Annotated in this window: 20 protein-coding genes and 1 pseudogene; 13 read left to right on the forward strand and 8 right to left on the reverse strand. The window is 37.7% G+C overall.

Going from position 1 to position 21361, the window contains the following annotated elements; translation table 11 throughout:
• Positions 1-100 precede the first annotated feature (100 nt).
• Positions 101-655 carry a hypothetical protein gene (locus tag NC797_RS12065; protein ID WP_272437043.1) on the forward strand — a complete coding sequence of 185 codons (555 nt, stop codon included), beginning with the start codon at positions 101-103 and terminating at the stop codon, positions 653-655.
• Between the two features lie 136 nt (positions 656-791).
• On the opposite strand, the gene NC797_RS12070 is transcribed toward NC797_RS12065, so the two are convergent.
• From NC797_RS12070 to NC797_RS12080, 3 genes are read right to left on the reverse strand one after another with little or no spacing between them, the layout of a single operon-like run.
• Positions 792-1835, reverse strand: coding sequence for an ABC transporter permease (locus NC797_RS12070; protein ID WP_272437044.1), 1044 nt, complete (start codon positions 1833-1835; stop codon positions 792-794).
• Positions 1822-2778: an ABC transporter ATP-binding protein gene (locus NC797_RS12075; RefSeq protein WP_272437045.1), complete on the reverse strand. Its 957-nt coding sequence runs from the start codon at positions 2776-2778 to the stop codon at positions 1822-1824. Before NC797_RS12075 ends, NC797_RS12070 begins: the two co-directional genes overlap by 14 nt.
• Positions 2779-2781: 3 nt before the next feature.
• Positions 2782-3939 (reverse strand): COG1470 family protein, encoded by a 1158-nt coding sequence (locus NC797_RS12080; RefSeq protein ID WP_272437046.1) that lies wholly within the window; start codon positions 3937-3939, stop codon positions 2782-2784.
• A gap of 117 nt (positions 3940-4056) precedes the next feature.
• On the opposite strand from NC797_RS12080, the gene NC797_RS12085 reads away from it, so the two are divergent.
• Together NC797_RS12085 and NC797_RS12090 are read left to right on the forward strand one after the other, a co-directional pair.
• Positions 4057-4641 (forward strand): RNA polymerase sigma factor, encoded by a 585-nt coding sequence (locus NC797_RS12085; RefSeq protein WP_272437047.1) that lies wholly within the window; start codon positions 4057-4059, stop codon positions 4639-4641.
• Positions 4631-5359: an anti-sigma factor gene (locus NC797_RS12090; RefSeq protein ID WP_272437048.1), complete on the forward strand. Its 729-nt coding sequence runs from the start codon at positions 4631-4633 to the stop codon at positions 5357-5359. Before NC797_RS12085 ends, NC797_RS12090 begins: the two co-directional genes overlap by 11 nt.
• Before the next feature lie 8 nt (positions 5360-5367).
• Here the strand turns inward: NC797_RS12090 and NC797_RS12095 are convergent, their stop codons facing one another.
• A complete protein-coding gene (locus NC797_RS12095; protein ID WP_272437049.1) occupies positions 5368-5598 on the reverse strand; it encodes a DUF2164 domain-containing protein in 231 nt (76 codons plus the stop codon).
• A 165-nt stretch (positions 5599-5763) separates the two neighbouring features.
• Positions 5764-6771 carry a rod-share determining protein MreBH gene (gene mreBH / locus NC797_RS12100; RefSeq protein WP_272437050.1) on the reverse strand — a complete coding sequence of 336 codons (1008 nt, stop codon included), beginning with the start codon at positions 6769-6771 and terminating at the stop codon, positions 5764-5766.
• Positions 6772-6846: 75 nt separating this feature from the next.
• Between mreBH and NC797_RS12105 the strand changes: the two genes are divergently transcribed.
• Positions 6847-6996, forward strand: a complete 150-nt coding sequence (locus NC797_RS12105; protein WP_272437051.1) for a hypothetical protein — start codon at positions 6847-6849, stop codon at positions 6994-6996.
• A 151-nt stretch (positions 6997-7147) separates the two neighbouring features.
• Here the strand turns inward: NC797_RS12105 and NC797_RS12110 are convergent, their stop codons facing one another.
• Positions 7148-7282 carry a YflJ family protein gene (locus tag NC797_RS12110; protein WP_272437052.1) on the reverse strand — a complete coding sequence of 45 codons (135 nt, stop codon included), beginning with the start codon at positions 7280-7282 and terminating at the stop codon, positions 7148-7150.
• 207 nt (positions 7283-7489) lie between these two features.
• Between NC797_RS12110 and NC797_RS12115 the strand changes: the two are divergent.
• The 5 genes and pseudogenes from NC797_RS12115 to NC797_RS12135 all read left to right on the forward strand — a co-directional run bounded on the left by NC797_RS12115 (position 7490) and on the right by NC797_RS12135 (position 12622).
• Positions 7490-8158: pseudogene (locus NC797_RS12115) on the forward strand (SOS response-associated peptidase).
• 89 nt (positions 8159-8247) lie between these two features.
• Entirely contained in the window at positions 8248-10428 is a 2181-nt protein-coding gene (locus NC797_RS12120; RefSeq protein WP_272437053.1) for a sensor domain-containing protein, read from the forward strand.
• A 66-nt stretch (positions 10429-10494) separates the two neighbouring features.
• On the forward strand, positions 10495-10839 hold the full coding sequence (locus NC797_RS12125) for a hypothetical protein (RefSeq protein ID WP_272437054.1): 345 nt from the start codon (positions 10495-10497) through the stop codon (positions 10837-10839).
• A gap of 40 nt (positions 10840-10879) precedes the next feature.
• Entirely contained in the window at positions 10880-11710 is an 831-nt protein-coding gene (locus tag NC797_RS12130) for a YihY/virulence factor BrkB family protein (RefSeq protein WP_272437055.1), read from the forward strand.
• A 111-nt stretch (positions 11711-11821) separates the two neighbouring features.
• Positions 11822-12622 (forward strand): YfkD famly protein, encoded by an 801-nt coding sequence (locus NC797_RS12135; protein WP_272437056.1) that lies wholly within the window; start codon positions 11822-11824, stop codon positions 12620-12622.
• A 49-nt stretch (positions 12623-12671) separates the two neighbouring features.
• On the opposite strand, the gene NC797_RS12140 is transcribed toward NC797_RS12135, so the two are convergent.
• Complete coding sequence (locus tag NC797_RS12140) at positions 12672-13547, reverse strand: mechanosensitive ion channel family protein (protein WP_272437057.1); 876 nt, start codon at positions 13545-13547, stop codon at positions 12672-12674.
• A 123-nt stretch (positions 13548-13670) separates the two neighbouring features.
• Between NC797_RS12140 and pdaA the strand changes: the two genes are divergently transcribed.
• Positions 13671-14474, forward strand: a complete 804-nt coding sequence (pdaA, locus tag NC797_RS12145; RefSeq protein WP_272437058.1) for a delta-lactam-biosynthetic de-N-acetylase — start codon at positions 13671-13673, stop codon at positions 14472-14474.
• A 221-nt stretch (positions 14475-14695) separates the two neighbouring features.
• The gene (locus NC797_RS12150) at positions 14696-15562 is read left to right on the forward strand and encodes a DNA-3-methyladenine glycosylase family protein (protein ID WP_272437059.1); all 867 of its coding nucleotides are present in this window, start codon (positions 14696-14698) and stop codon (positions 15560-15562) included.
• Positions 15563-16141: 579 nt separating this feature from the next.
• On the opposite strand, the gene NC797_RS12155 is transcribed toward NC797_RS12150, so the two are convergent.
• A complete protein-coding gene (locus NC797_RS12155) occupies positions 16142-17518 on the reverse strand; it encodes a tetratricopeptide repeat protein (RefSeq protein WP_272437060.1) in 1377 nt (458 codons plus the stop codon).
• A gap of 254 nt (positions 17519-17772) precedes the next feature.
• Between NC797_RS12155 and mbcS the strand changes: the two genes are divergently transcribed.
• Both mbcS and NC797_RS12165 read left to right on the forward strand, forming a co-directional pair.
• Entirely contained in the window at positions 17773-19356 is a 1584-nt protein-coding gene (mbcS, locus tag NC797_RS12160; protein WP_272437061.1) for an acyl-CoA synthetase MbcS, read from the forward strand.
• 112 nt (positions 19357-19468) lie between these two features.
• Positions 19469-21088 carry an FMN-binding glutamate synthase family protein gene (locus NC797_RS12165; protein ID WP_272437063.1) on the forward strand — a complete coding sequence of 540 codons (1620 nt, stop codon included), beginning with the start codon at positions 19469-19471 and terminating at the stop codon, positions 21086-21088.
• The last annotated feature ends 273 nt before the right edge of the window (positions 21089-21361 follow it).

Below are 21361 nucleotides of genomic sequence, written 5' to 3' on the forward strand. Positions count from 1 at the left end.
TAAAAATTAGAACAAACAATAGCCGTTAAAAAGAGGAATTCCTTCTTTGTCGAAAGTTGGGATGTAATGTATAATAAAATAGAGAAGGGGGGTCAAATAAGTGGAAGAACAAATTCTAGATGCACTTTCCGAAATTAAAGGCATATTGCAAGAGCATAGCAAAATATTAAACCAACATACGGAAACATTGCAAGAGCATAGTGAAATCTTAAACCAACATACGGAAACATTGCAAGAGCATAGTGAAATCTTAAACCAACATACGGAAACATTGCAAGAGCATAGTGAAATCTTAAACCAACATACGGAAACATTGCAAGAGCATAGCAAAATCTTAAATCAACATACGGAAACATTGCAAGAGCATAGTGAATTCTTAAACGAACATAGTCAACTATTGACGGATCACAGCCAACAACTAAACGAACACAGTCAACAATTCAAAGAACATGGTTGGGTGTTATCTGCTTTAAGAACAGGGCAAGATGAAACAAAAGCGGAATTGCATTCCATGAGAGTTGAAAATGCAAGAGAATTTGGTGAAATAAAAGAACTGTTTAAAAATGTTGAAGTCACATTTGATGTTTTGAAGGACGAATTATGGAGTAACAAAAAAGATATCTATCGAATGAAACACACCATGGGGATGAAGTAGTTCATATACCTCGTGCCACAATTATAGTAATCCTATTTTATGTTATAGATTGGACTTCTTGACATCCACTAATAAAAGGCCAGCCTGCTATTTTAGTAGCAAACTGGCAATTGAAATTTATTGAAAGTAATCTTTCCTAGTTCGTCCGAATTTCCTGACGCATAAACAAAATATAAGAGATAGCAAAACAGATTAGTGTTGCTGCGATTAATCCTGTCAATTGTGGCCAAATCAATAATAAACTCTGGCTTAATGGAAGCGGTCCAGCAACAGCACCAGCAGTTTGTTCCATTGTGAGTGGCCCAAGGCTTCTGACAGATGGTGAAAGTAGCGTTGTTGTTGATTCACTAAATAGATAGTTCGGTGAAAGTCGCATTAAATTCAAAATGAATCCTTGTTTGCTTAGGTAATCCTCTGTACTAGTAAGAGATTCTGATGTCATAATCCCTTTCGTAATCACATTAATGATCATCGAATAAAATAGACTGAAGAAAATCCACACAGCAATCCCAGATAATGCTGAAGTAGCAGCTTGCTTGAATTGAACCGAGAATAGAATGCCAAGGTTTAGCCAAAATGAGATATAGGCAATACAAAGAATTAAGAAATAAATGATCCGCATGAACTCCTCAAAGCTAGGAGGAATCCCGATAATTAAAATACCTAGTCCCATCACGAGAAAACCAAGTGTGAAGAACAAAACAATGTTTATAAGGAGCGCTGCGACAAATTTAGCATTTAGCACATAGTCTCTTGGGATCGGTTGTGCCATTAGCCGTGACAGTGTTCCTTTGTTTCGTTCGGAATTAATAGCATCAAATCCTAAAGAAATTCCTAACAAGGGGCCTAGAAATGTAACAAACGTAATAAAAGGTGGTAGCGTACCATCAGAAACGGTAAATAGTTTTAAAAATAAGTAGGAGCTCTTTGCTATTTCTTGAGCGTCACTTGATTGCGATAACGTATCCTTAATAGTTGAAATTGCAGTGTACAAAGACCCTAAACTAGTTAATGCGATGATGGCTAAAAGAATAATGATTCTCCAGCTTAAGATATAATCTGTGAATTCTTTACGAACGATGGAGAAGAATGCGGACACTTCCTGTAGTTTGGGCGAAACCTCCACTTTCCCCAACGGCTCTACTTTTTCTTTTAATACACTAAGCTTAGGTAGTTTCAATTGACTCACGCCCTTCAAAGTAACGATGGTAAATTTCATCTAATCCATAGTTCTTTTTGCTAATATGATAGATAGAAGCGCTATGTTCTAGCATTTTTTGAGCAATAACAGGTGTGATGTCACTTTGGCAATATATATCAAGTTTGGTGTTGGTAATATGTTCTACCCGGTTTACTTCGCTTAATTGATTAATAGCTTCAATTAAAGCTTCACTTATTGGGGTTGCCTCCACACTAACGACGTATGAATCCTTAAAAAAAAGCTGTTTTGCTAGACTATCTAAATTACCTTCTGCCAAAAGCTTTCCTCTAACAAAAATCCCTACACGGTCACAGACCTGCTGCACTTGATGGAGCTGGTGCGATGACAGTAAGACAGTTATGTTCTGCTGTTCGTTTAGCTGTTTAATTAGATGTAGTAATTCACGAACGCCCTCTGGATCAATTCCCAGTGTAGGCTCATCTAAAATAATAACTTCAGGATCTTTGATCAATACGTCTGCAAGACCAAGTCTTTGCTTCATTCCTCTAGAATATTTTCCAGTCTTTTTGTCAGCTGCATCTGATAGTCCAACCTGTTTCAATAGGTCATGTGCTCGTTCGTCTGCTATTTTCTTAGGAATTCCATTTAAAGATGCTGTGTATAAAAGGTTTTCAAGTCCAGTCATTTGTTGATAAAAACCTAAGTCATCAGGTAAATATCCAACCCTTCGTTTTACATCTAGTGGATTCCTAGTTGAATTGAGGCCACAAACGGTCACCATGCCGCTAGTTGGTTCACTCAAGCCTAGCATCATTAAAATCGAAGTTGATTTCCCAGCTCCATTTGGACCTAACAAACCAAAAATTTCTCCTTTGCGAATTGTCAAGGATAACTGATCTACGGCGGGGTGGCCATCATAATTTTTTGTTAGCCCTTCCAGTTCGATGATTGGCTCTTCCACGGGTTATCTCCTCCCATATTTTCTAAATATATAATATAGCCCGCCTAATACTGCTAAGATAATGAGAACACCGATAAAGCCCCATAAGGTAGATGTTTCCACTGAAATACGAAATGTTGCATCTGATGAAGATTCGGCTGTTCCTGCGGTAAAGGTTGTCACATAATCCCCAGCAATCGTGTCATCAGGAGCTGTGATCGTTGCTTGAACGGTTGTTTTTTGCCCTGCTTCTAATTTCTGAATGGTATCTGTATCAAATTCCGTTTTCCAATTAGGTGGTGCAGATGCACTTAGTTTAATGTTGGTTAAATTAGCCGAACCACTATTTTCAACCACGAATTTAATCGTTTTATCTCCCCCAGCAGTAATATCTGTGCTTAATTTGCCAGTAGGGGTGGTTAAGTTTAATCCGTACGTGCCAGTGATAACAGACTCGATCTGTAAGTCAGCAGATGTAGAACTTGTTGCAGCTTTAATTGGTATTTGATATGTGTCCGCTTTTGCGTTTTTCGCTGGTGTAATGTTGATGTCTATATCTTTTGATCCGTTTGGTTCTAAGCTAACAGAGGTAACGCTTTTACCGTCGACTTTGAATTCGACATTCCATCCTTTTGGAGGTTGGGAATTTAGTGCATAATTTTGTTTTTCAGCTGTGCGATTTTTTAAAGTGGCTGTGTAAGAAAAATTTGAATCTGAACTGCCCTCTAGATTTGGCTGATCCGTTGTAAGCTCTGTTTTAAATGTTCCTTTTTCCGAAACATTCACAAGAATTGGCAAGTTTGTACTTTCTCCGCCGTTTGCACTTGCAGTAAGATCAAAATTATATTCTGCCTTTTCTACTTTCAATGGGACTGTTACTTCTAGCATAATTTGTTGCTGACTACTAGGTTGTATGGATAGCTGTTTGACGTTATTCCCACCAGAAGTTATCGTGTACTCCCAACCTTTTGGTAAGTTTTGTACATCGAATGTGGCATTTTGGATGTTGCTGCCATTATTGATAACGTCCACATTATAGGTAATCGTTTCACCAGGTGTTACCGATAAACCGGTATACGGTGTGTATAAGGTAAGAGACCCAGCAGCATATGTATTTTGTGCTCCTACCAATCCTCCTACTAGACTAAAAATAAGAACAAATGATAAAAGTCTTCTCCACATTTTTAATTCCTCCTTATAATTGATTCAAAGATGATACGTAATAAATATGAAAATGGATTTGTTTTTTTATGTTTTTTTTGATAAAAATATAGATAGAGTGATAGGAGGGTGGAGCAAATGGATGACAAGCAGAATAGTATCCGCTTATTGACAGGGATATCTAATGGTTCTCTTGAAGCTTTTGATCAATTTTATGAGGTACACGTCGAGTTTGTCCTTCGAATTACGAAAAGTATAATAAAAGATCAAGCTGAAGCAGAGGATGTTTGTCATGATGTTTTTCTAGAAGTCTACCAAAATCCGCAACAATATAAAGAGGAAAAGGGAAGTGTAAAGGCGTGGCTTGCTGTTAAAACGAGGAGTAGGTGCCTTGATAGGCTCCGACGAAAAAAACCGGTTTTACTAAACAAACTCGAAAACCTGTTGACAAAGCAAGAAATAGATGCAGAAATGTCTGTTCTGTCTCAACTAGAAAGAGAAACAGTGTTAGAAGCACTGAAGTACATTCCAAAGGAACAACAACAAGTTATTTACGGTGCTTATTTTGAAGGTAAAACCCAAAGTGAAATGGCAAAATCGCTTAACCGACCAATAGGGTCTATTAAATCTTTGGTCAGATATGGGTTGAAAAATTTACGGAAACAAAATATCTTACTTTACTGGGCAGAACCTAGTGGAGGTGAGAAAAAACATGAAATATAACCATGTAGATGAAGAAATAATTGTCGATTTCATATTAAATAACCTAACAAATGAGAAAAAGGAAGCAGTCGAGAGCCACCTTTTTTCATGTGAAAAGTGTCGTATTAAATTCCAGGTCTGGAATGATACAATTGGTGGGGAAACACAACCGAAAGAGATCAACCCATCACCTAAGTTAAAAAGCAGACTAATGAACAGCATTGAAGCATTGCCGCCAAAACGGAAAAAGAGACAAACTTTTTGGAAAAAACCCGCAATTGTGTTAATGAGTTTGACAGCAGGTTTTATACTAGTAATCGGATTGTTCCAGCTAATGCGTGATGATAGCCCGTCTTATGTTGTGATGCAAAATAACGAAGCGATGGGAGAAAACGTTTTATCCGATCCGAACACGACCCGTCTAAATATTGAGCCAATGTCAAATGACAACAGAATAAGTGGGGATATATGGTTAAACAATACGACTGATGAATTGTTTCTTAAGGTTGGTGGGTTAACTCCACTCTCCACTAAGGACTATCAGCTATGGGTCGTTCATACTAATGACAAATGGGACGGAAAAATATTAAACATCCAAGACGGATCTGCTCTAGTGTATTATAAAGGCTCGGATTTAGGTAGTCTTAAATTACTTAAAGTAAGCATTGAGCCAAGTGGTGGAAGTGCCACTCCAACAGGGCCAGAAACCTTTTTCATTGATTTAAAAGAGCAAAGGTAAGAGGCCGATCACTTTCTTTGGATTTCGTACAGATCGTCTAGCTTTTCTGTCAAAAAGGCATGTGCATCTTCTACACCAAGGTTGTAAAATAGGGGGGCGAGCTCGTCCATGAAAAAATCAAGCACAAGGGACGCAGCTAAATCCCCTAGTTCTTCATTTCTTTGATTCATAAAGTAATGCTGGATTCGTTCTATCATTTCGGTTTTTCTTTTTTTTTCTATTTGAAATGGTTGATTCATACGATCAGACTCCCTTAACGTTTGGATCGAGATATTTTATCATAAACATTTAGCCTGTCCTTTCAAACACATAAGAATCCCTACCTTTCTAAACCTACTTTAGAAAAGTGTTACTGCCTAAAAAGATAGGGGGTCATATCACGATCTGTTATGCTTTAAATCTGCTTATTTGGCTGCTTTTTGAAGTTTGTTAATCATTTTGAGTGCACGACCCGTACCAATTGCAACAGATTCTAATGGATTTGGTGCCAAATGAACTGGAACGGACAGCTCTTTTGATAACCATTCCTTCATGCCTTTAAGGAGAGCACCTCCTCCAGTAAGAACGACACCATGGTCTACAATGTCTCCACTAAGCTCAGGTGGACAACTTTCTAATGTAGATTGAATGGTTTGTAAAATTTGTTCAAGAGATTCGCTTAGTGCTTGCTGTATCTCAGTTGAGGCAATGGTGATCGTTTTTGGTAAACCACTAACCATATCTCTTCCACGGACTTCCATTGATTCTTCGTCATGTTCGATCAGTGCATACCCTATTTCCATTTTAACATTTTCCGCTGTTCGTTCCCCAATTAAAATATTGTAATGTTTCCGAATATAATGAACGATTTCTTCATCCATCTTGTCTCCTCCCGTTCGAACAGATTGACAAGACACAATTCCGCCAAATGAAATGATGCCGACTTCACTTGTCCCACCGCCAATATCTACTATTACATTGGCAATAGGTTCGTCTACCGGCAAATCAGCGCCAATCGCAGCGGCTACGGGTTCTTCAATAAGATGCACATGCTTTGCGCCATAGCTTTTAATTGCGTTATGAATGGCACGCCGCTCTACAGAAGTACTTCCTGAAGGTGTACAAACAACAACAGTCGGTTTTCTCATTGATAAACCAACTTTTTTGCTCACTTTTTTTAGGATTTCTTTTAACATTTGTGCTGTTACATCGTAATCAGCAATGACCCCATCCTTTAGTGGGCGAATTGGAACAATATTCTTGGGCGTTTTGCCGACCATTTCCTTTGCCTCAGACCCAACAGCTACAACGTTTTTTGTAAGCTTGTCTATTGCAACAACAGAAGGTTCATTTAAAACAATTCCCTTGGATTTTGTGTAAACCAATATATTCGCGGTACCTAGATCTATTCCTATTTCAGCATTAGAAAACATGATTTTTTCCTCCATATGACATATTTCTGTTTATAGCTTTTCTCGAATTTTCGACAATTTATGGGGGTGGAAGGTGTGGCAAATTACGGACTTTTTAGTTGTTATTATCCTTTCCTAATTTCATATAAAGTATTAAAGGATGTTCGAATTTGTCGACTTTTTGAACACGCACTATTAGAGGATGTTCCAAAAGTACTGAATGGTAAGCTGCGCATCAGGCAATGAGGACGCATACGGGTCCGAAAACCAATCGAATGCGCTACCCCACCCCATCTGCTGGCTTCTAATTATCCTGCCTTTTGAACACACACTATTAGAAAATGGGGTTGTCAAAATAAAAAAGCAGGGAGAAGAGACTCCCCGCTCGTGCATACAATTATTCACCTGTTTTTTCGTCTAATAGGTTTGCTAATCGATGGATCTTATACTTTTCAATTTTTCGACCTTCATAGTAGCGCACACCTAATTTTTTCAGTTCTTCAACATACCAGCCTTTGCTTCCTACGTGCATCCCTATCATCCTCTCCCTTAATTTTGTGTCTAAGTTCGCTTTCGTGGTCATTGTAACATCATTTTTTTGTGTGATGAAGTGTTCCGTTTATATTATTAAAGTACACACCACATGGTTAAAATGTTAGCATAAAGGGAATAGGTTTGATTTTCCGAGTTCATGACTCTTATAATAAGGATATACCCTCATATGTGGAGTTGATAATGGATGTGTGGTCGCTTTACGTTACTTTCGAATGAAGTTGACATATTAAGTGAATTTGGGCTAGAACATCATATCAAGAACTATACACCACGTTATAACGTAGCACCAGGGCAGAACGTTCTTGCCATTATTCATGATGGCAAAGAAAAAAGAGCAGGCTATATGAAATGAGGTTTAGTACCTTCTTGGACAAATGATACTAAAATAGGTTATAAAATGATAAATGCTAGAAGCGAAACGGCTCATGAAAAACCTAGCTTCAAACATTTGCTTGCGAACAAAAGATGCTTAATTATAGCGGATAGCTTTTATGAATGGGAAAGAACAGGAACAGCTAAGAAACCGAAGCGAATCATGACAAAGGAGCGTTCTTTATTTTCATTTGCTGGTTTATGGGATAAGTGGGAAAAGGATGGTCAAGTCTTATTTACTTGTACTATTTTGACGAAAAAAGCAAATCTATTTATGGAAGCAATCCATGAAAGAATGCCTGTCATTTTACCAAAAGCTATGGAACCAAGCTGGATTGAACCAGTTAGACGTGATCCACAAGAAGTACATGATTTCCTTCAATCTGTTTCTGTTGATGATTTACAGGCTTATGATGTTCGTTCTTATGTCAATTCAGCAAAAAATGAAGGGGAACTTTGTATCCAGCCATTGGTAGAGTGATTTTTTGGTACTATACCCCATGTTTACATTTAACTTGTTTTGGGTAAATGTAAATGGTGAGATGGACTAAATAATAAAGGTGAAAACATATGAAAAAAATTAATTTTGAAGAGGTTCCTGATCTACAAGCTATCCAGTCATTTTTTCAAACACTTGAAATGAGCAGAATGGACACGGATTCAGGAACACTTTTCAACAAACTCAAACTGCATATAGACGAAAACAGGAAACTTCACCAAGACTTTTTGCACGCTCTGAGTATGTTTACCACCATTGTTGTCACAGATGCAGATGATATCATTATCTATGCGGATCAGAATTTTTGTGCACTTACAGGATTCTCTAAAACCGAATTATTAGGCAGAAACCATCGTACACTGAAAAGTGACTACCATGATCAAGCCTTTTTTGTTCACCTATGGGATACCATTTCAACAGGTAATGTATGGACAGGTGAAATCAAAAATAGAAAAAAAGATGGTTCTACACATTGGTTAAAAACGACGATTGTCCCATTACTAAACGAAGAGAAGCAACCGTATGCCTACATTGCATTTCGTACAGATATAACAGATCAAAAACGTGAAGAAGTAGAACGGATAGATACACTAAAAAATGATTTTAATAGAACTGTAAAGGCTTTAGTGAACCTTGTCTTTAAGGTAGTAAGGAATGAAGACAATACATATTATTATACGCTGATTTCAGGTAAACTGTCACAAAAATTAGGCTTAACAATAGAGTTAGATACTCCAATGCGTATCTGTAACTTTTTTGATGAAACAAAAACAGCCTTTTTAAAAGAAAAATATGAACAAGCTTTTGAAGGAAAGGAAGTTTCATACAAACATAGGTATAAGGACTATTTTATTTATACGGCGTTATCACCAATTATCCAATCTGGAAAAGTAGTAGAAGTCATTGGATCGTCCGTAGATATTACGTCTAATGAAGAAGCAGAGTGGAAAATTAAACATATGGCATACCATGATCCGTTAACAGATCTGCCGAATCGAACTAAGCTTCGAGATGATTTAGATAATTTAATCCAACGTACAGTAATTAGTCAGCCGTTTACTATCTTTTACTGTGATCTTGATCGCTTAAAATATATCAATGATGCATTAGGTCAATTCGCTGGGGATCAGGTGATTGTGACGATTTCAGACAGAATAAAAAGCGTAGTGGCCGATTACGGAAGTGTTTATCGGTTTGGTGGTGATGAATTAATTATTGTAATTAGACATACAGTAGATACAGAAATGTTAGAGACTCTAGCGAATGCCATTTTGAAAACAGTTCAGCAACCGATTAAACTAGTTGGTAAAGAATTTTTCATTACTTGTTCCATTGGGATTAGCCGGTACGGTAATCCGGGCATTACAACAGATGAATTAATTAATCATGCGGGAATAGCCATGCATTATTGTAAAGTAAATGGACGAAACAACAAATTGTTTTATTCACCAAAAATGAATCAGTCCTATAATGATCTTATTTTGTTAGAGGGAGAATTACGAAAAGCGCTAGCAAATAATGATTTGGCCTTATATTATCAACCGAAAGTAGATGTGAAATCGGGTCAAATCATTGGAATGGAAGCATTAACAAGGTGGTTCCATAACGAAAAAGGTTTTATTCCACCAACAAGGTTTATTCCATTGGCGGAAGAAACAGGGATTATTTCACAACTCAGTGAATGGGTAATCCGAGAGGCTTGCGAGCAGAACGTCTCATGGATAAAAAAAGGATTTAAACCACTACAAATAGCAGTGAATATATCGGCAAGTGACCTACAACGTGTGAATTTTGCTCGTACAATCAATCAAATTCTACAGGAAACAGGTCTTCCAGCCGCATATTTGGAGCTTGAAATAACGGAAAATAGTGTCATGCAAAATACGGAAGACTGTATTCAAACAATGAACGATTTGCGCGAAATGGGAGTTTCCCTATCGATTGATGATTTCGGTACAGGGTATTCGTCTTTTTGGTATTTGCGTAAATTTCCAATCAACCATTTAAAAATTGATCAATCCTTTGTTCGGGATGTAACGACAGAAAGTGGTAATGCGAAAATAGTGAAGGCTATGATTCAGCTTGCACATACCTTTGGGTTAAAAGTGGTTGCAGAAGGAGTAGAAGAACCCGAAATTTTGCAGTTTTTAACAGAAGAGAACTGTGACTATTATCAAGGTTATTATTTCAGTAGACCAACAACATCAGATAATTTTGAGAAATTATTGGAAATGACGCAAACGATTGAATAATAAATACTTTGTTGAAGAGCAAAAGAATAGGGATAAGAATGAAAGCAATTATAAGGAGGCAAGGATATGGCGAGACAGCGTTTTTTTAAAGGAATGGCAATTGGTGCAGTTGTTGGGGGCTTCGTAACACTTTTGGACAAAGATACTCGGAATGATGTTTGGTCCGATGTCAAATCTGCCGGAAAGCGGTCTCGGTTTTATGTTCAACATCCATCAGAAGTAATGAATGAAGTGCGCGATTTTTATGAGAGTTCTACTTTCCAACTTTCCTCAAAGGCAAACAGTGTATTGGCTGTTTTAACACAAATACAAGAAACGCTTGACAAGCTTAGCCAATTGGAAGCAAACAAGGGTTCAGTCGAGAGCGTATACAGTAGTGATACGGTATATGATAAAAACTCTGTTCATTAAAGAGGATGTTCAAAAGATCCAAAAAGTAAGGAGGGGGACTGTGCAAGTAATCGTGACATTTACAACACGCTTAATGATGCGGATCATGAATGATGATTTGGTAGGACTTGCTGCACAACTCTCCTATTTCTTTTTACTTTCCTTGTTTCCGTTTTTATTTTTTTTAATTACCCTAGTCGGCTTTTTACCAATTGAACAAGTTGATATACTTCGTTTTCTAAACAATTATGCACCAACCCAAACCGCAGAAATGATCAACCAAAACCTTTCAGAAATTGTAAGTCGCCGTGATGGTGGACTACTTTCCTTTGGAATCATAGGGACTATCTGGGCCGCTTCTAATGGTATTAACGCCATTATGCGTGCTTTCAATTCAGCATATGAAGTAGAAGAGGATCGTCCTTTTTATCTATCACGCATCATTTCGATAGTATTAACGATTGCCATGATATTTGTTATTGTCATTGCCTTTTTACTTCCGATATTTGGGAAGGCGATTGGTGTTTATCTTTTTTCCTTTGTTGGTTTATCGAACGATTTTGTAGATTGGTGGAATATGATCAGGTGGATTATTTCATCCATCGTGTTTTTTATCGTGCTTCTCAGTCTTTACAAGCTTGCGCCTAACCAATTTGTGTCGTTTCATCATGCCTTTCCAGGTGCAGTGTTTGGAACAATTGGCTGGCAGTTGGTATCACTAGCCTTTTCCTACTATGTGAATACAATGGGTAACTATACTGCCATGTACGGAAGCTTGGGTGGTGTGATCGTTCTCATGGTTTGGTTTTTTATTTCTGGAATGATTATCATTATAGGTGGAGAAATAAATGCTGAAATAGAACAGATTAAAAAAGATCAAAAAGGCAGATAGAGCCAGTTTTCTTACCTTTTCTTTCTTCTATAGAATATTCTAATTGTATAATACGCAAGCATCACGAAAATACTATACCCAAAACATCCTCTAGAGAAAGGATTGGGACAGATGAAACAATTGAAATGGCTTGCTATTATTGCCTTGATGATTACCATCTTTTATCCATTACCATCGGCAGCAAAGGAGCTAGACCAAAAAGATAAGGAAAAAAACAGTAAGATTCCGAGTCATGTATTGAATATTTCAAAAGAAAATACGTATCCAAATTCAACGAAAGATCAGGTTGTTTTGGAGCCAAGCGAACTGGTTGAGGAGTTAATCAACGAGGTCGATATAGAAATCAATAATCCAAGTTTGATCAAAATGTTAAATGAAACTTCATTGAATCCATCTCCAATCGCATTTGGTTACCGTGGAATGATCTATTTGGGTCATTGGCCACTAAGCTATGAATCAGAAGAAATGAATATTAACTGGGAGTACCAAAAAGTGAATACAAACCAATTAAACAATTTAGGCGGTAAAAACCAAGAAAAAATGAACTATATACAAGAACAGGAAAAACATGTAAAGGGCGCTCTAACAGCCAAAATTCAAAGTCCTGACGAAGTGAAAAAAATGATTCTGTTGGAGGCACAGAAGCATACGGATCTTCCTCTTTCCTTTCATACTGTAATCGGGAAAGGGACAAAAAAAGATAATTCCTATGTGGTACCAACAAAAAAAATTGGTAATCTCAATGCATATTCTCCTGCTGTTAGTGAAAAAGGAAAGGTTACCTTTGGTGAGGTTTACATTAAATTAAAAGGTTCAGACAAGAAGCTAATGATTAAAAATGTTACGAAACAAGGAATTGGTGCATGGATTCCGATTCAAGATCACATTTCTTTTTCCTTCAAACTTAACTAAGTAAGCATCAAAACAAGGTACTTTTCAAATTAGGTACCTTGTTTTCTTTTTAAATTTCATTCGAACTTGATCTGGAAATCGATTGTTTTACTTCAACACGTTGTTCCGCCATCTGAATGTTGTTTTTATACAATGTTTCCGCAATTATCCGTCTTGTTTCTTTTGCAGCCGTCCAATAGATTTCATCATTGCAAAGTCCGGTTACGGTGTATTGATAACCTTGAAATTGATCGTTAAGAGAAGACATTCCGTACACCTGGTATTGCTCTATTACTTTGCCTAAGGGATCTTTTTTTAAAAATAAATCCAATTCCGAGTTTAATCGAGCAACTGCTTCCTCCAACGTTTGAAATACTTTTTTTGGGTCTTCGTAAAAGCTTGTAGTAACAGATTCAATCACACGCATTTTATCGATGTTAAAGTTTTCGATTGTTTGCACCTGTCCATTACTAATAGTTACCAATTCACCAGCCCATTTTCTGACCTTTAAAAAACGTAACCCTACATCTTCCACTATTCCTTGGAAGCTATTATTAACCTTAATCCAATCACCCTTATGTAGTTGCTTTTCGTACAAAAGAAAGATGCCAGCGAGTAAGTCTTTTATTAAACTCTGTGCACCAAAACCAAGGATGATTCCAATTACACCAGCACCTGCAAGGACTTTTCCAACAGGTACTTCAAAAACGGAGAGGACATAAACAATGAGACCAAATGTAGCAACGTAACGAATCAAAGAATTTAACATGGACTCGATTGTTTGCTCTTTACGTTCTTCTATAAAGCTCGTTTTTTCAAAAAATGATCGGATTATTCGTTTAAACAAAATAACGATAAGAAAAACAAACCCAGCCCCAATTAAGATTTGAGTTATCGTGTTGTCAAAAAAACCTTGACTATATATTTCAAATTTGCTCCAATTCATGTTCATTTCCTCCAAAAGAGACTCGTTTTCGCTATTATATCACTTGGGAAAGATCGGAGCGAATGGAAGTAGAATGTTGAATAAAAAAACCTACCTGATAAAAAATAAGTTTGGGTGATCAAAGTGAAGAATATAATCGTTAACCTTATCATAATGTCCATGTTCATGTTCCTCATTTCACCTAACTTTGTGTATGGTGAAAGTAACAAGACATATGGCTGGGGATTCAACAAAAAGGATAATAATGAACCTCCAGAAGTAGGGAAATATAAACAAATACTGAGTAAATATAATGGGATCTATATAGACGACTCTGGGGACAAGGTCGTTTATCTAACGTTTGACAATGGATATGAAGCAGGTCATACAAGTAAAATTTTAGATGTATTGAAGAAAAAAAAGGTACCGGCGACATTTTTCGTTACAGGTCATTATGTAAAGAGCCAACCAGAATTGATTAAAAGAATGGTGAAGGAAGGGCATATTATTGGCAACCATACCTACCGTCATCCAGAGAATTTAACCTCTGTATCAAAACAAAGAATTGAAAAGGAATTAAGAAAACTAGAAGATGCGGTTGCGGATATTTCCGAGCAAAAAACGATGAAATATCTTCGCCCTCCTAAAGGTGTATTTAGTGAACGAACCTTATCCATTACCCAAGACCTTGGTTACATGAACGTGTTTTGGTCGCTAGCATTAGTTGATTGGAACAAAGGAAAGGAACAAGGGTGGCAACAAGCATATAAGAAGGTAATAAAGCAAATGCATCCAGGAGCAGTTATTTTGCTTCACACCGTTTCTAAGGACAACGCAGATGCACTGGAGCATTTAATTGACGAACTTAGAAAACGAGGCTATACGTTTCAATCCTTAGATGATTTAATGATGAAGAACATGGTTCCAAGATCCATTCTCGGATTATAACGAAGAAAAGATGTATGTCACTACAGGAGGCATACATCTTTTCTTTTTAATCTTTAAATGGTTTTAAGCGAAGCGTAGGTGAGAATTTCCAATCAGGTGGAGTCGAGACTCCATCTGATTCCCCGAAGTTTCAGCTTGCTGAAACGAGTTCGCCTGCCTTTAGACTTTTAACCGTTTCTTAGGTAAAATGAATTCAAAAAGATATCAAAGGGAGAGAGATTATGTGGTCTAAAGTCTATAACAACAACGGGGTGTACGATTTTGATTATGCATTGCAACGCTTAGCCATGGATCCGCTAACCCACATGGACCAGACACAAAGGTGGGTAGATGTCCCAGTAAGATTGGGAGATGAGCAGCATGTTGTTCGGGTTAAGGGGATTGGGACGACAGACAATCCAGCCTTTGAGATATCAAGTAATAGTAAAGAACAACAGGATGTGCTACTGAAACATATTTCCCATTTGTTCCAATGGGATGTTGATTTAATGGAGGTGAAGCGCCATTTTAAGGAGACAAATTTAAATCAACTATTTGATATGTACCCCGGTACCCCGATCATTAAAGACTTTGACTTATACGGCTCTCTTATGAAGGTGATTATTCATCAACAATTAAATCTAAAATTTGCTCATACGCTAACTTCTCGTTTTGTTCAACACTATGGTGAATGTGTGAATGGTGTTTGGTTTGATCCAACACCTGAAACCATTGCATCGTTGCCATATGAAGCACTAAGAAATTATCAATTCAGCCAAAGAAAAGCAGAATATGTCATTGATACATCGCGAATGATCGTAGATGGGGAACTTGAATTAGACACACTTGCTAAAGAAAATGATCAAGTCATCTTATCCCAACTCGTTAAAATTCGTGGCATCGGCAAATGGACAGCAGAGAACTGGCTTCTTTTTGCACTAGGAAGAAAAGACTTATTTCCACGAGCAGACATTGGAATTCAAAATGCGTTAAAACGTTACTTTCAGATGGATCGAAAGCCAACCATAGACGAAATGAACGTTTTAAGCAGTGATTGGTCACCATACCAAAGCTATGCTTCTATTACACTTTGGAGAAGTATTGAATAGATCTTTATCTACTAGTGCGTGTTCAAAAACCTTCATGGCTTATCAGTCACCACAATGAATGAAAAAAGGATTAAAGTTACTAATTTTCGTATGAAAAACAAGATAATTAAAAGCGAGCAGATGGGGCAGGACGTGCGTACGTCTGGTTTTCAGCCCCGAATGCGTCTTGATTGCCCGGATGAGAGCGCGTACGTCTGGTTTTCAGCCCCGAATGCGTCTTGATCGCCTGGATGAGAGCGCGTACGTCTGGTTTTCAACCCCGAATGCGTCTTGATCGCCTGGATGAGAGCGCGTACGTCCGGATTTCAGCCCCGAATGCGTCTTGATTGCCCGGATGAGAGCGCGTACGTCTGGTTTTCAGCCCCGAATGCGTCTTGATCGCCTGGATGAGAGCGCGTACGTCTGGTTTTCAGCCCCGAATGCGTCTTGATCGCGCGGATGAGAGCGCGTACGTCTGGATTTCAGCCCCGAATGCGTCTTGATTGCGCGGATGAGAGCGCGTACGTCTGGTTTTCAGCCCCGAATGCGTCTTGATCGCCTGGATGCGCCGCTTATTGTTTGTCACTTTTAAACAAGTACTTATATAACTAACAGCTGTTGATAAGCTTTTGCTTCCTCAGAATTCCCTAAGTCCTGATACAATTTAATAAGCTTCCGTACTGGGATTGGGTTATCAGGATTTAGTTCCATTTCCCATTTAAAGCACTCAATCGATTTTTCGGGTTGCTGAAACAAAAGATACAGTTCGCCTAATGCTAACTGCTGATCTGGGTCGTCTTCATATTGCTTCATCAAATCAAGCTTTTGCTCTATTGCCAAATGAAAACCTTTTTCATGAAACGGTGTGAACCAAATTTTTATGGAATCGAGGTTATATTGTTGCAGGAATGCGGAAACACAACGAGTAACTATTTTTTCTAGTATGCTTTTTTCATCCTGAAAGAAATGGATAATACAATGATGTAAAGAATCAAATAGTGGGGTAAACGTATCAAGAGAAGCAGTTAAAAAACTTTGTTTCATAGCTTCTTTTTGGGCGGGTGTCACATTTATTCTGTATTCGGTCACGAATTTGACGACAGCATCATGCGCTTTCGCTTGTGTATATGCATGCAAAAGTGCTTGCGCAAATTCTGGGACATTTGGATTTGTTCGTGCAAGATATTGGAGAAAGTTTAACTGATTTTTCTCATCAAAATGTGTTGCGATCAATTCTTTTATTGCAATAAGGTTTTCTTGGTGAGAAGTATACTGGAGCATCTTTGTTCTAATGGCAAGTAGATCCATATATCGTCCTTGCTGTTCAAGCATGGATAAAAGATGTTTATAAAAGGAAGAATCATCAAGTTGGGAGAAAGCTTTTTTTTCTAAGTAATCGGGATCATATTGAACGAGCCAATCTTTGTTCTTATATTTTTCTTTGTACGTCTGGAACTGCAGACTATTTTTTAAGTCATTGCCAAACGGATCGGACGGATCAACATCCACATACATGAGTAACAGTTTGTATGCAGCTTGCAGTTTACCATCTCGTCTGTATTGGTAAAACATTTCCTTTAAATATTTTTTTACACTTTCTTTCGTAAGGATGGTATCGAGAATGGTATAAATGAAGGCCAATTCTTGTTTAGAATAGGATTTTTCAGCCTTTTTTAAAAATAGATGAGGGCGATTAATGATAAACGATTTACGGTTTTCTAACAGGGAGGTAGTGATTGGATGATCTCCGTCAAATTCAATGCCATTGGTAAGCGCCTTGTGCAGATAGGAACCCATCATAATCGTCTTTAATTTATGACCAGTAAGGTAGTTATCTTTAAAAAAGAAAAGATAGTATGTGTTTTGGTTCGTGTCCATTGCTTCAATAATCTTCGTATACTGGTAAATGACTAGTCTTTTAGCTGAGAGTTCCAATGACTGTTTATTGTTCAGATGAACGTCGACTTTCGTTTCCATATTTCCCACTCCTCTTTTTCCATATCATAACACAATTCCAAGATCATTTCTTTATATCGAATGCATGAATTTTTTCTTTCTTTATAAAAGCCCTTTCACACTTTTAAACAAACGTTTGATCAATGCCGGGAGAGGCACTTTTTAGAACAGTAAGGCTTTTTTCTTTATCTATTTTAACAAAACATTTTAAAAGATTTTGAATATTTGATAGGATAAAGGAGAGACATTTAAAATAACATATTGGGGTGGATATGATGAATAATTTAGACTTGATTGCTCCGGAACAGTATAATATTTTAACAGAATTTGAACGTTTTACAGATGACCCTACACGAACGGCGTTGATTTGGGAAGATGAACAAGGAAACACAGAAGAAAAAACCTATAGCGAACTACAAAAAAATGTAAACAGGATTGGTAACGTTTTCAAAGCTAGTGGACTACGCAAAGGAGATAAAGTACTCGTAATGATTCCACGTCTAATTATGGCGTATGAGGTATACTTGGCTGCCTTAAAGACAGGCCTTGTGATTATTCCAAGCTCTGAAATGCTTAAAACAAAGGATTTGGCATATCGCATTTCTCATGGGGAAGTCAGTGCGATTGTTTCATTTGTACCATTTATTGATCAATTTAAGGACATTCCACAAGCAAACAATATAAAGAAGTTTACCTTTGGAGCTAGTCAAACACTTCCGAACGACTGGGAGGATTTGGAGGCGCTTATGGAGCAGGCGTCGGATAAATTGGAAATGACGAAAACTTCCCGAGATGATATGGCATTTTTGTCGTACACTTCAGGAACAACGGGCAATCCAAAAGGGGTCGTTCATACACATGGATGGGGATATGCTCATTTAAAAACTGCACCCGAAAATTGGCTATGTATAAATGAGGGTGACCGTGTTTGGGCAACTGCAGGTCCAGGCTGGCAAAAATGGGTGTGGAGTCCGTTTCTTTCGGTTCTTGGAACAGGTGCGACAGGTTTCATTTATCAGGGGAAGTTTGATCCGAAAAAATATTTAAGCCTTTTGGAACGACATAATATTAATGTCCTTTGCTGTACACCGACCGAGTATCGCTTAATGGCAAAGGTAGACAACTTAAATGACTATCACTTACCTGCTCTACATAGTGCAGTTTCTGCAGGAGAGCCATTAAATCGAGAAGTAATCGATACCTTCCAAAAATATTTTGATGTAACGGTACGTGATGGATACGGGCAAACAGAAAATACACTATTAGTCGGTGTAATGAAAGACATGGAAGTTAAACCGGGTTCAATGGGAAAGCCGACCCCAGGTAATGATGTTGCGATCATTGATGAAGATGGAAAAGAGGTTGCAGTCGGTGAAGTAGGCGATATTGCTGTACAAATCGATAGCCCAGCCCTTTTCAAAATGTATTACAAGGATATTGAGCGTACAAAAATGGCACATCGAGGGGACTATTATGTTACAGGGGATCAAGCTAGTAAAGATGAGGATGGCTACTTTTGGTTTGAAGGTAGAAGCGATGACATCATTATCAGCTCTGGCTATACGATTGGTCCTTTTGAGGTAGAGGATGCCTTGGTTAAGCATCCATCTGTACAGGAATGTGCTGTAGTAGCAAGTCCCGATGAGGTAAGAGGGAATATCGTAAAAGCATTTGTCGTGTTAAAGGGAGGCGTTAATCAGTCAGATGAGCTAGTAAAAGAGCTTCAAGATCATGTTAAGGCTCATACGGCACCATATAAATATCCAAGAAAAATAGAGTTTATTCAAGATTTACCGAAAACAACGTCAGGAAAAATAAGACGGATCGAATTAAGGCAAAAAGAAAAGGCAAAGCAGTAATATTTGAAATTTATAAAAAAAAGAAAGAGCTTAAGCTCTTTCTTTTTCTATGAAGAATAGATATTGATTAAGTGGTAATCCTATTCAAAGAATGAAATATGGAGGATTGCATATGAATTTAGCAAATTTACTTATAATTGTTGGTTTTTTCATACTGGCAATTATACTTTTTATTCTAATTGTAATAGGATTATACTTATACTTTATCGATCGCACACAAAAGCAACATCCAATTTTACGTAATTATCCGTTGCTTGGACGGGTAAGGTATTTTTTCGAACAAATTGGTCCCGAATTACGGCAGTATTGGTTTAACAATGACAGGGAAGGAAAACCTTTTTCTCGTAATGAATATCAACACATTGTTAGAAAAGCGAAATATAAGCGGGACGTCATCGGTTTCGGATCCCAGCGAGATTTTGAAGAACAAGGCTTTTATGTCCGTAATTCACTGTTTCCGAAGTTGACTGAAGAACTAGAAATAGATCAAGGTACAAAGGTTACGACTAACCGTTACTTATTAATTAAGGATCCATTGTTTACACAAAGAGAAGAACGCTTAGAAAAACATGAGTCAACCGCATATTTACTCAACGACAAAGACACGATTGTTATCGGTGAAAAAGCAGAACAACCATTTCGTGTCAGAGGCCAAATTGGTATGTCCGCCATGAGTTATGGTTCCCTAGGTCATCGTGCCATAACGGCTCTGTCTGAAGGATTAGGAATTGCCCAAGGAACATGGATGAATACAGGTGAAGGGGGATTATCCGATTACCACTTAAAAGGTGGGGTTGATATTATTATGCAGATTGGCCCAGGCCTATTTGGGGTAAGAGATAAAGAAGGGAATTTTAGCTGGGATGCATTATTAGAAAAAAGCAAAATACCACAGATAAAGGCATTTGAATTAAAATTAGCCCAAGGTGCGAAAACAAGAGGTGGCCATGTTGACGCAGAAAAGGTTACCCCAGAAATTGCGAAAATAAGGATGGTTGAGCCGTATCAGTCCATAGATAGCCCAAATCGGTTTCGTGAATTTAGTGATCTGCCTTCCTTATTTGACTTTATCGAAAAAATTCGTAAACATTCAGGTAAACCAGTTGGAATGAAAGTGGTCATAGGGAGCCATCATGAAGCCGAACAATTAGCAAAACAAATCAAAGATACAGGTAAAGCCCCAGATTTCATCACAATTGACGGTGGGGAAGGTGGTACTGGTGCATCTTATCAGGAACTAGCAGACAGTGTAGGACTACCAATTCGTTCTGCATTGCCATTAGTTGACCACGCCCTTAGAATGCAAGGGGTGCGCCATAAAGTGAAGCTTATTGCATCAGGGAAACTATTTTCACCTGACCGAATCGCCATTGCTTTGGCCATGGGCGCAGATCTTGTAAATATTGCGAGAGGGTTTATGATAACAGTTGGTTGTATTCAAACATTAAAATGCGCTTCCAATGTTTGTCCAGTTGGTGTTGCAACGACAGACCCAGATTTACAAAAGGCACTTGTGATTGATGAAAAGAAATACCGAACAGCAAATTATGTTATTACGATGCGGAAAGGTCTTTTTCGAATTGCTGCAGCAGCTGGTCTCGATTCACCTGTGCATTTTAGAGGTGAACACATCGTTTATAAAGATAATAAGGGAAAAACTTGGTCTCTTGAAGACATTTATCAGTCCATGGTTGGAAATCAACCAACGAAAGATATGACAGATGTAAACTAATCCATCCTTCCAAATCCTGAAAGGCACAAATGCTTTTCGGGGTTTTTTATGAAATCGGTTATTTAACCGATATCCTCCATTCATCTTTCTGACCCCGAACAAAACTTGATTGCATCCGTAAAGAAGAACAATGGTAAGAGTTTATCCAATTTTTTTACATAAAAATATAAGCAAAAGGGTTGAAAGTCAAAGAAGGTCAAATTATAATAGAGTCAAAGGTCAAATATAGTCAAAGGTTAAACATAGTTAAACTAATGAAACCTTTAGCAAGTA

It is taken from the genome of Terrihalobacillus insolitus, from assembly GCF_028416575.1.
Classification (GTDB): Bacteria; Bacillota; Bacilli; order Bacillales; family Amphibacillaceae; genus Terrihalobacillus; species Terrihalobacillus insolitus.

Coding starts and splice junctions, on each gene's coding strand:
- NC797_RS12090 (WP_272437048.1), top strand. CDS start 4,631: ATGAAATATAACCATGTAGATGAAGAAATAATTGTCGATTTCATATTA.
- NC797_RS12095 (WP_272437049.1), bottom strand. CDS start 5,598: ATGAATCAACCATTTCAAATAGAAAAAAAAAGAAAAACCGAAATGATA.
- NC797_RS12125 (WP_272437054.1), top strand. CDS start 10,495: ATGGCGAGACAGCGTTTTTTTAAAGGAATGGCAATTGGTGCAGTTGTT.
- NC797_RS12120 (WP_272437053.1), top strand. CDS start 8,248: ATGAAAAAAATTAATTTTGAAGAGGTTCCTGATCTACAAGCTATCCAG.
- NC797_RS12080 (WP_272437046.1), bottom strand. CDS start 3,939: ATGTGGAGAAGACTTTTATCATTTGTTCTTATTTTTAGTCTAGTAGGA.
- NC797_RS12165 (WP_272437063.1), top strand. CDS start 19,469: ATGAATTTAGCAAATTTACTTATAATTGTTGGTTTTTTCATACTGGCA.
- mbcS (WP_272437061.1), top strand. CDS start 17,773: ATGAATAATTTAGACTTGATTGCTCCGGAACAGTATAATATTTTAACA.
- NC797_RS12110 (WP_272437052.1), bottom strand. CDS start 7,282: ATGCACGTAGGAAGCAAAGGCTGGTATGTTGAAGAACTGAAAAAATTA.
- mreBH (WP_272437050.1), bottom strand. CDS start 6,771: ATGTTTTCTAATGCTGAAATAGGAATAGATCTAGGTACCGCGAATATA.
- NC797_RS12085 (WP_272437047.1), top strand. CDS start 4,057: ATGGATGACAAGCAGAATAGTATCCGCTTATTGACAGGGATATCTAAT.
- NC797_RS12140 (WP_272437057.1), bottom strand. CDS start 13,547: ATGAATTGGAGCAAATTTGAAATATATAGTCAAGGTTTTTTTGACAAC.
- NC797_RS12155 (WP_272437060.1), bottom strand. CDS start 17,518: ATGGAAACGAAAGTCGACGTTCATCTGAACAATAAACAGTCATTGGAA.
- NC797_RS12150 (WP_272437059.1), top strand. CDS start 14,696: ATGTGGTCTAAAGTCTATAACAACAACGGGGTGTACGATTTTGATTAT.
- NC797_RS12135 (WP_272437056.1), top strand. CDS start 11,822: ATGAAACAATTGAAATGGCTTGCTATTATTGCCTTGATGATTACCATC.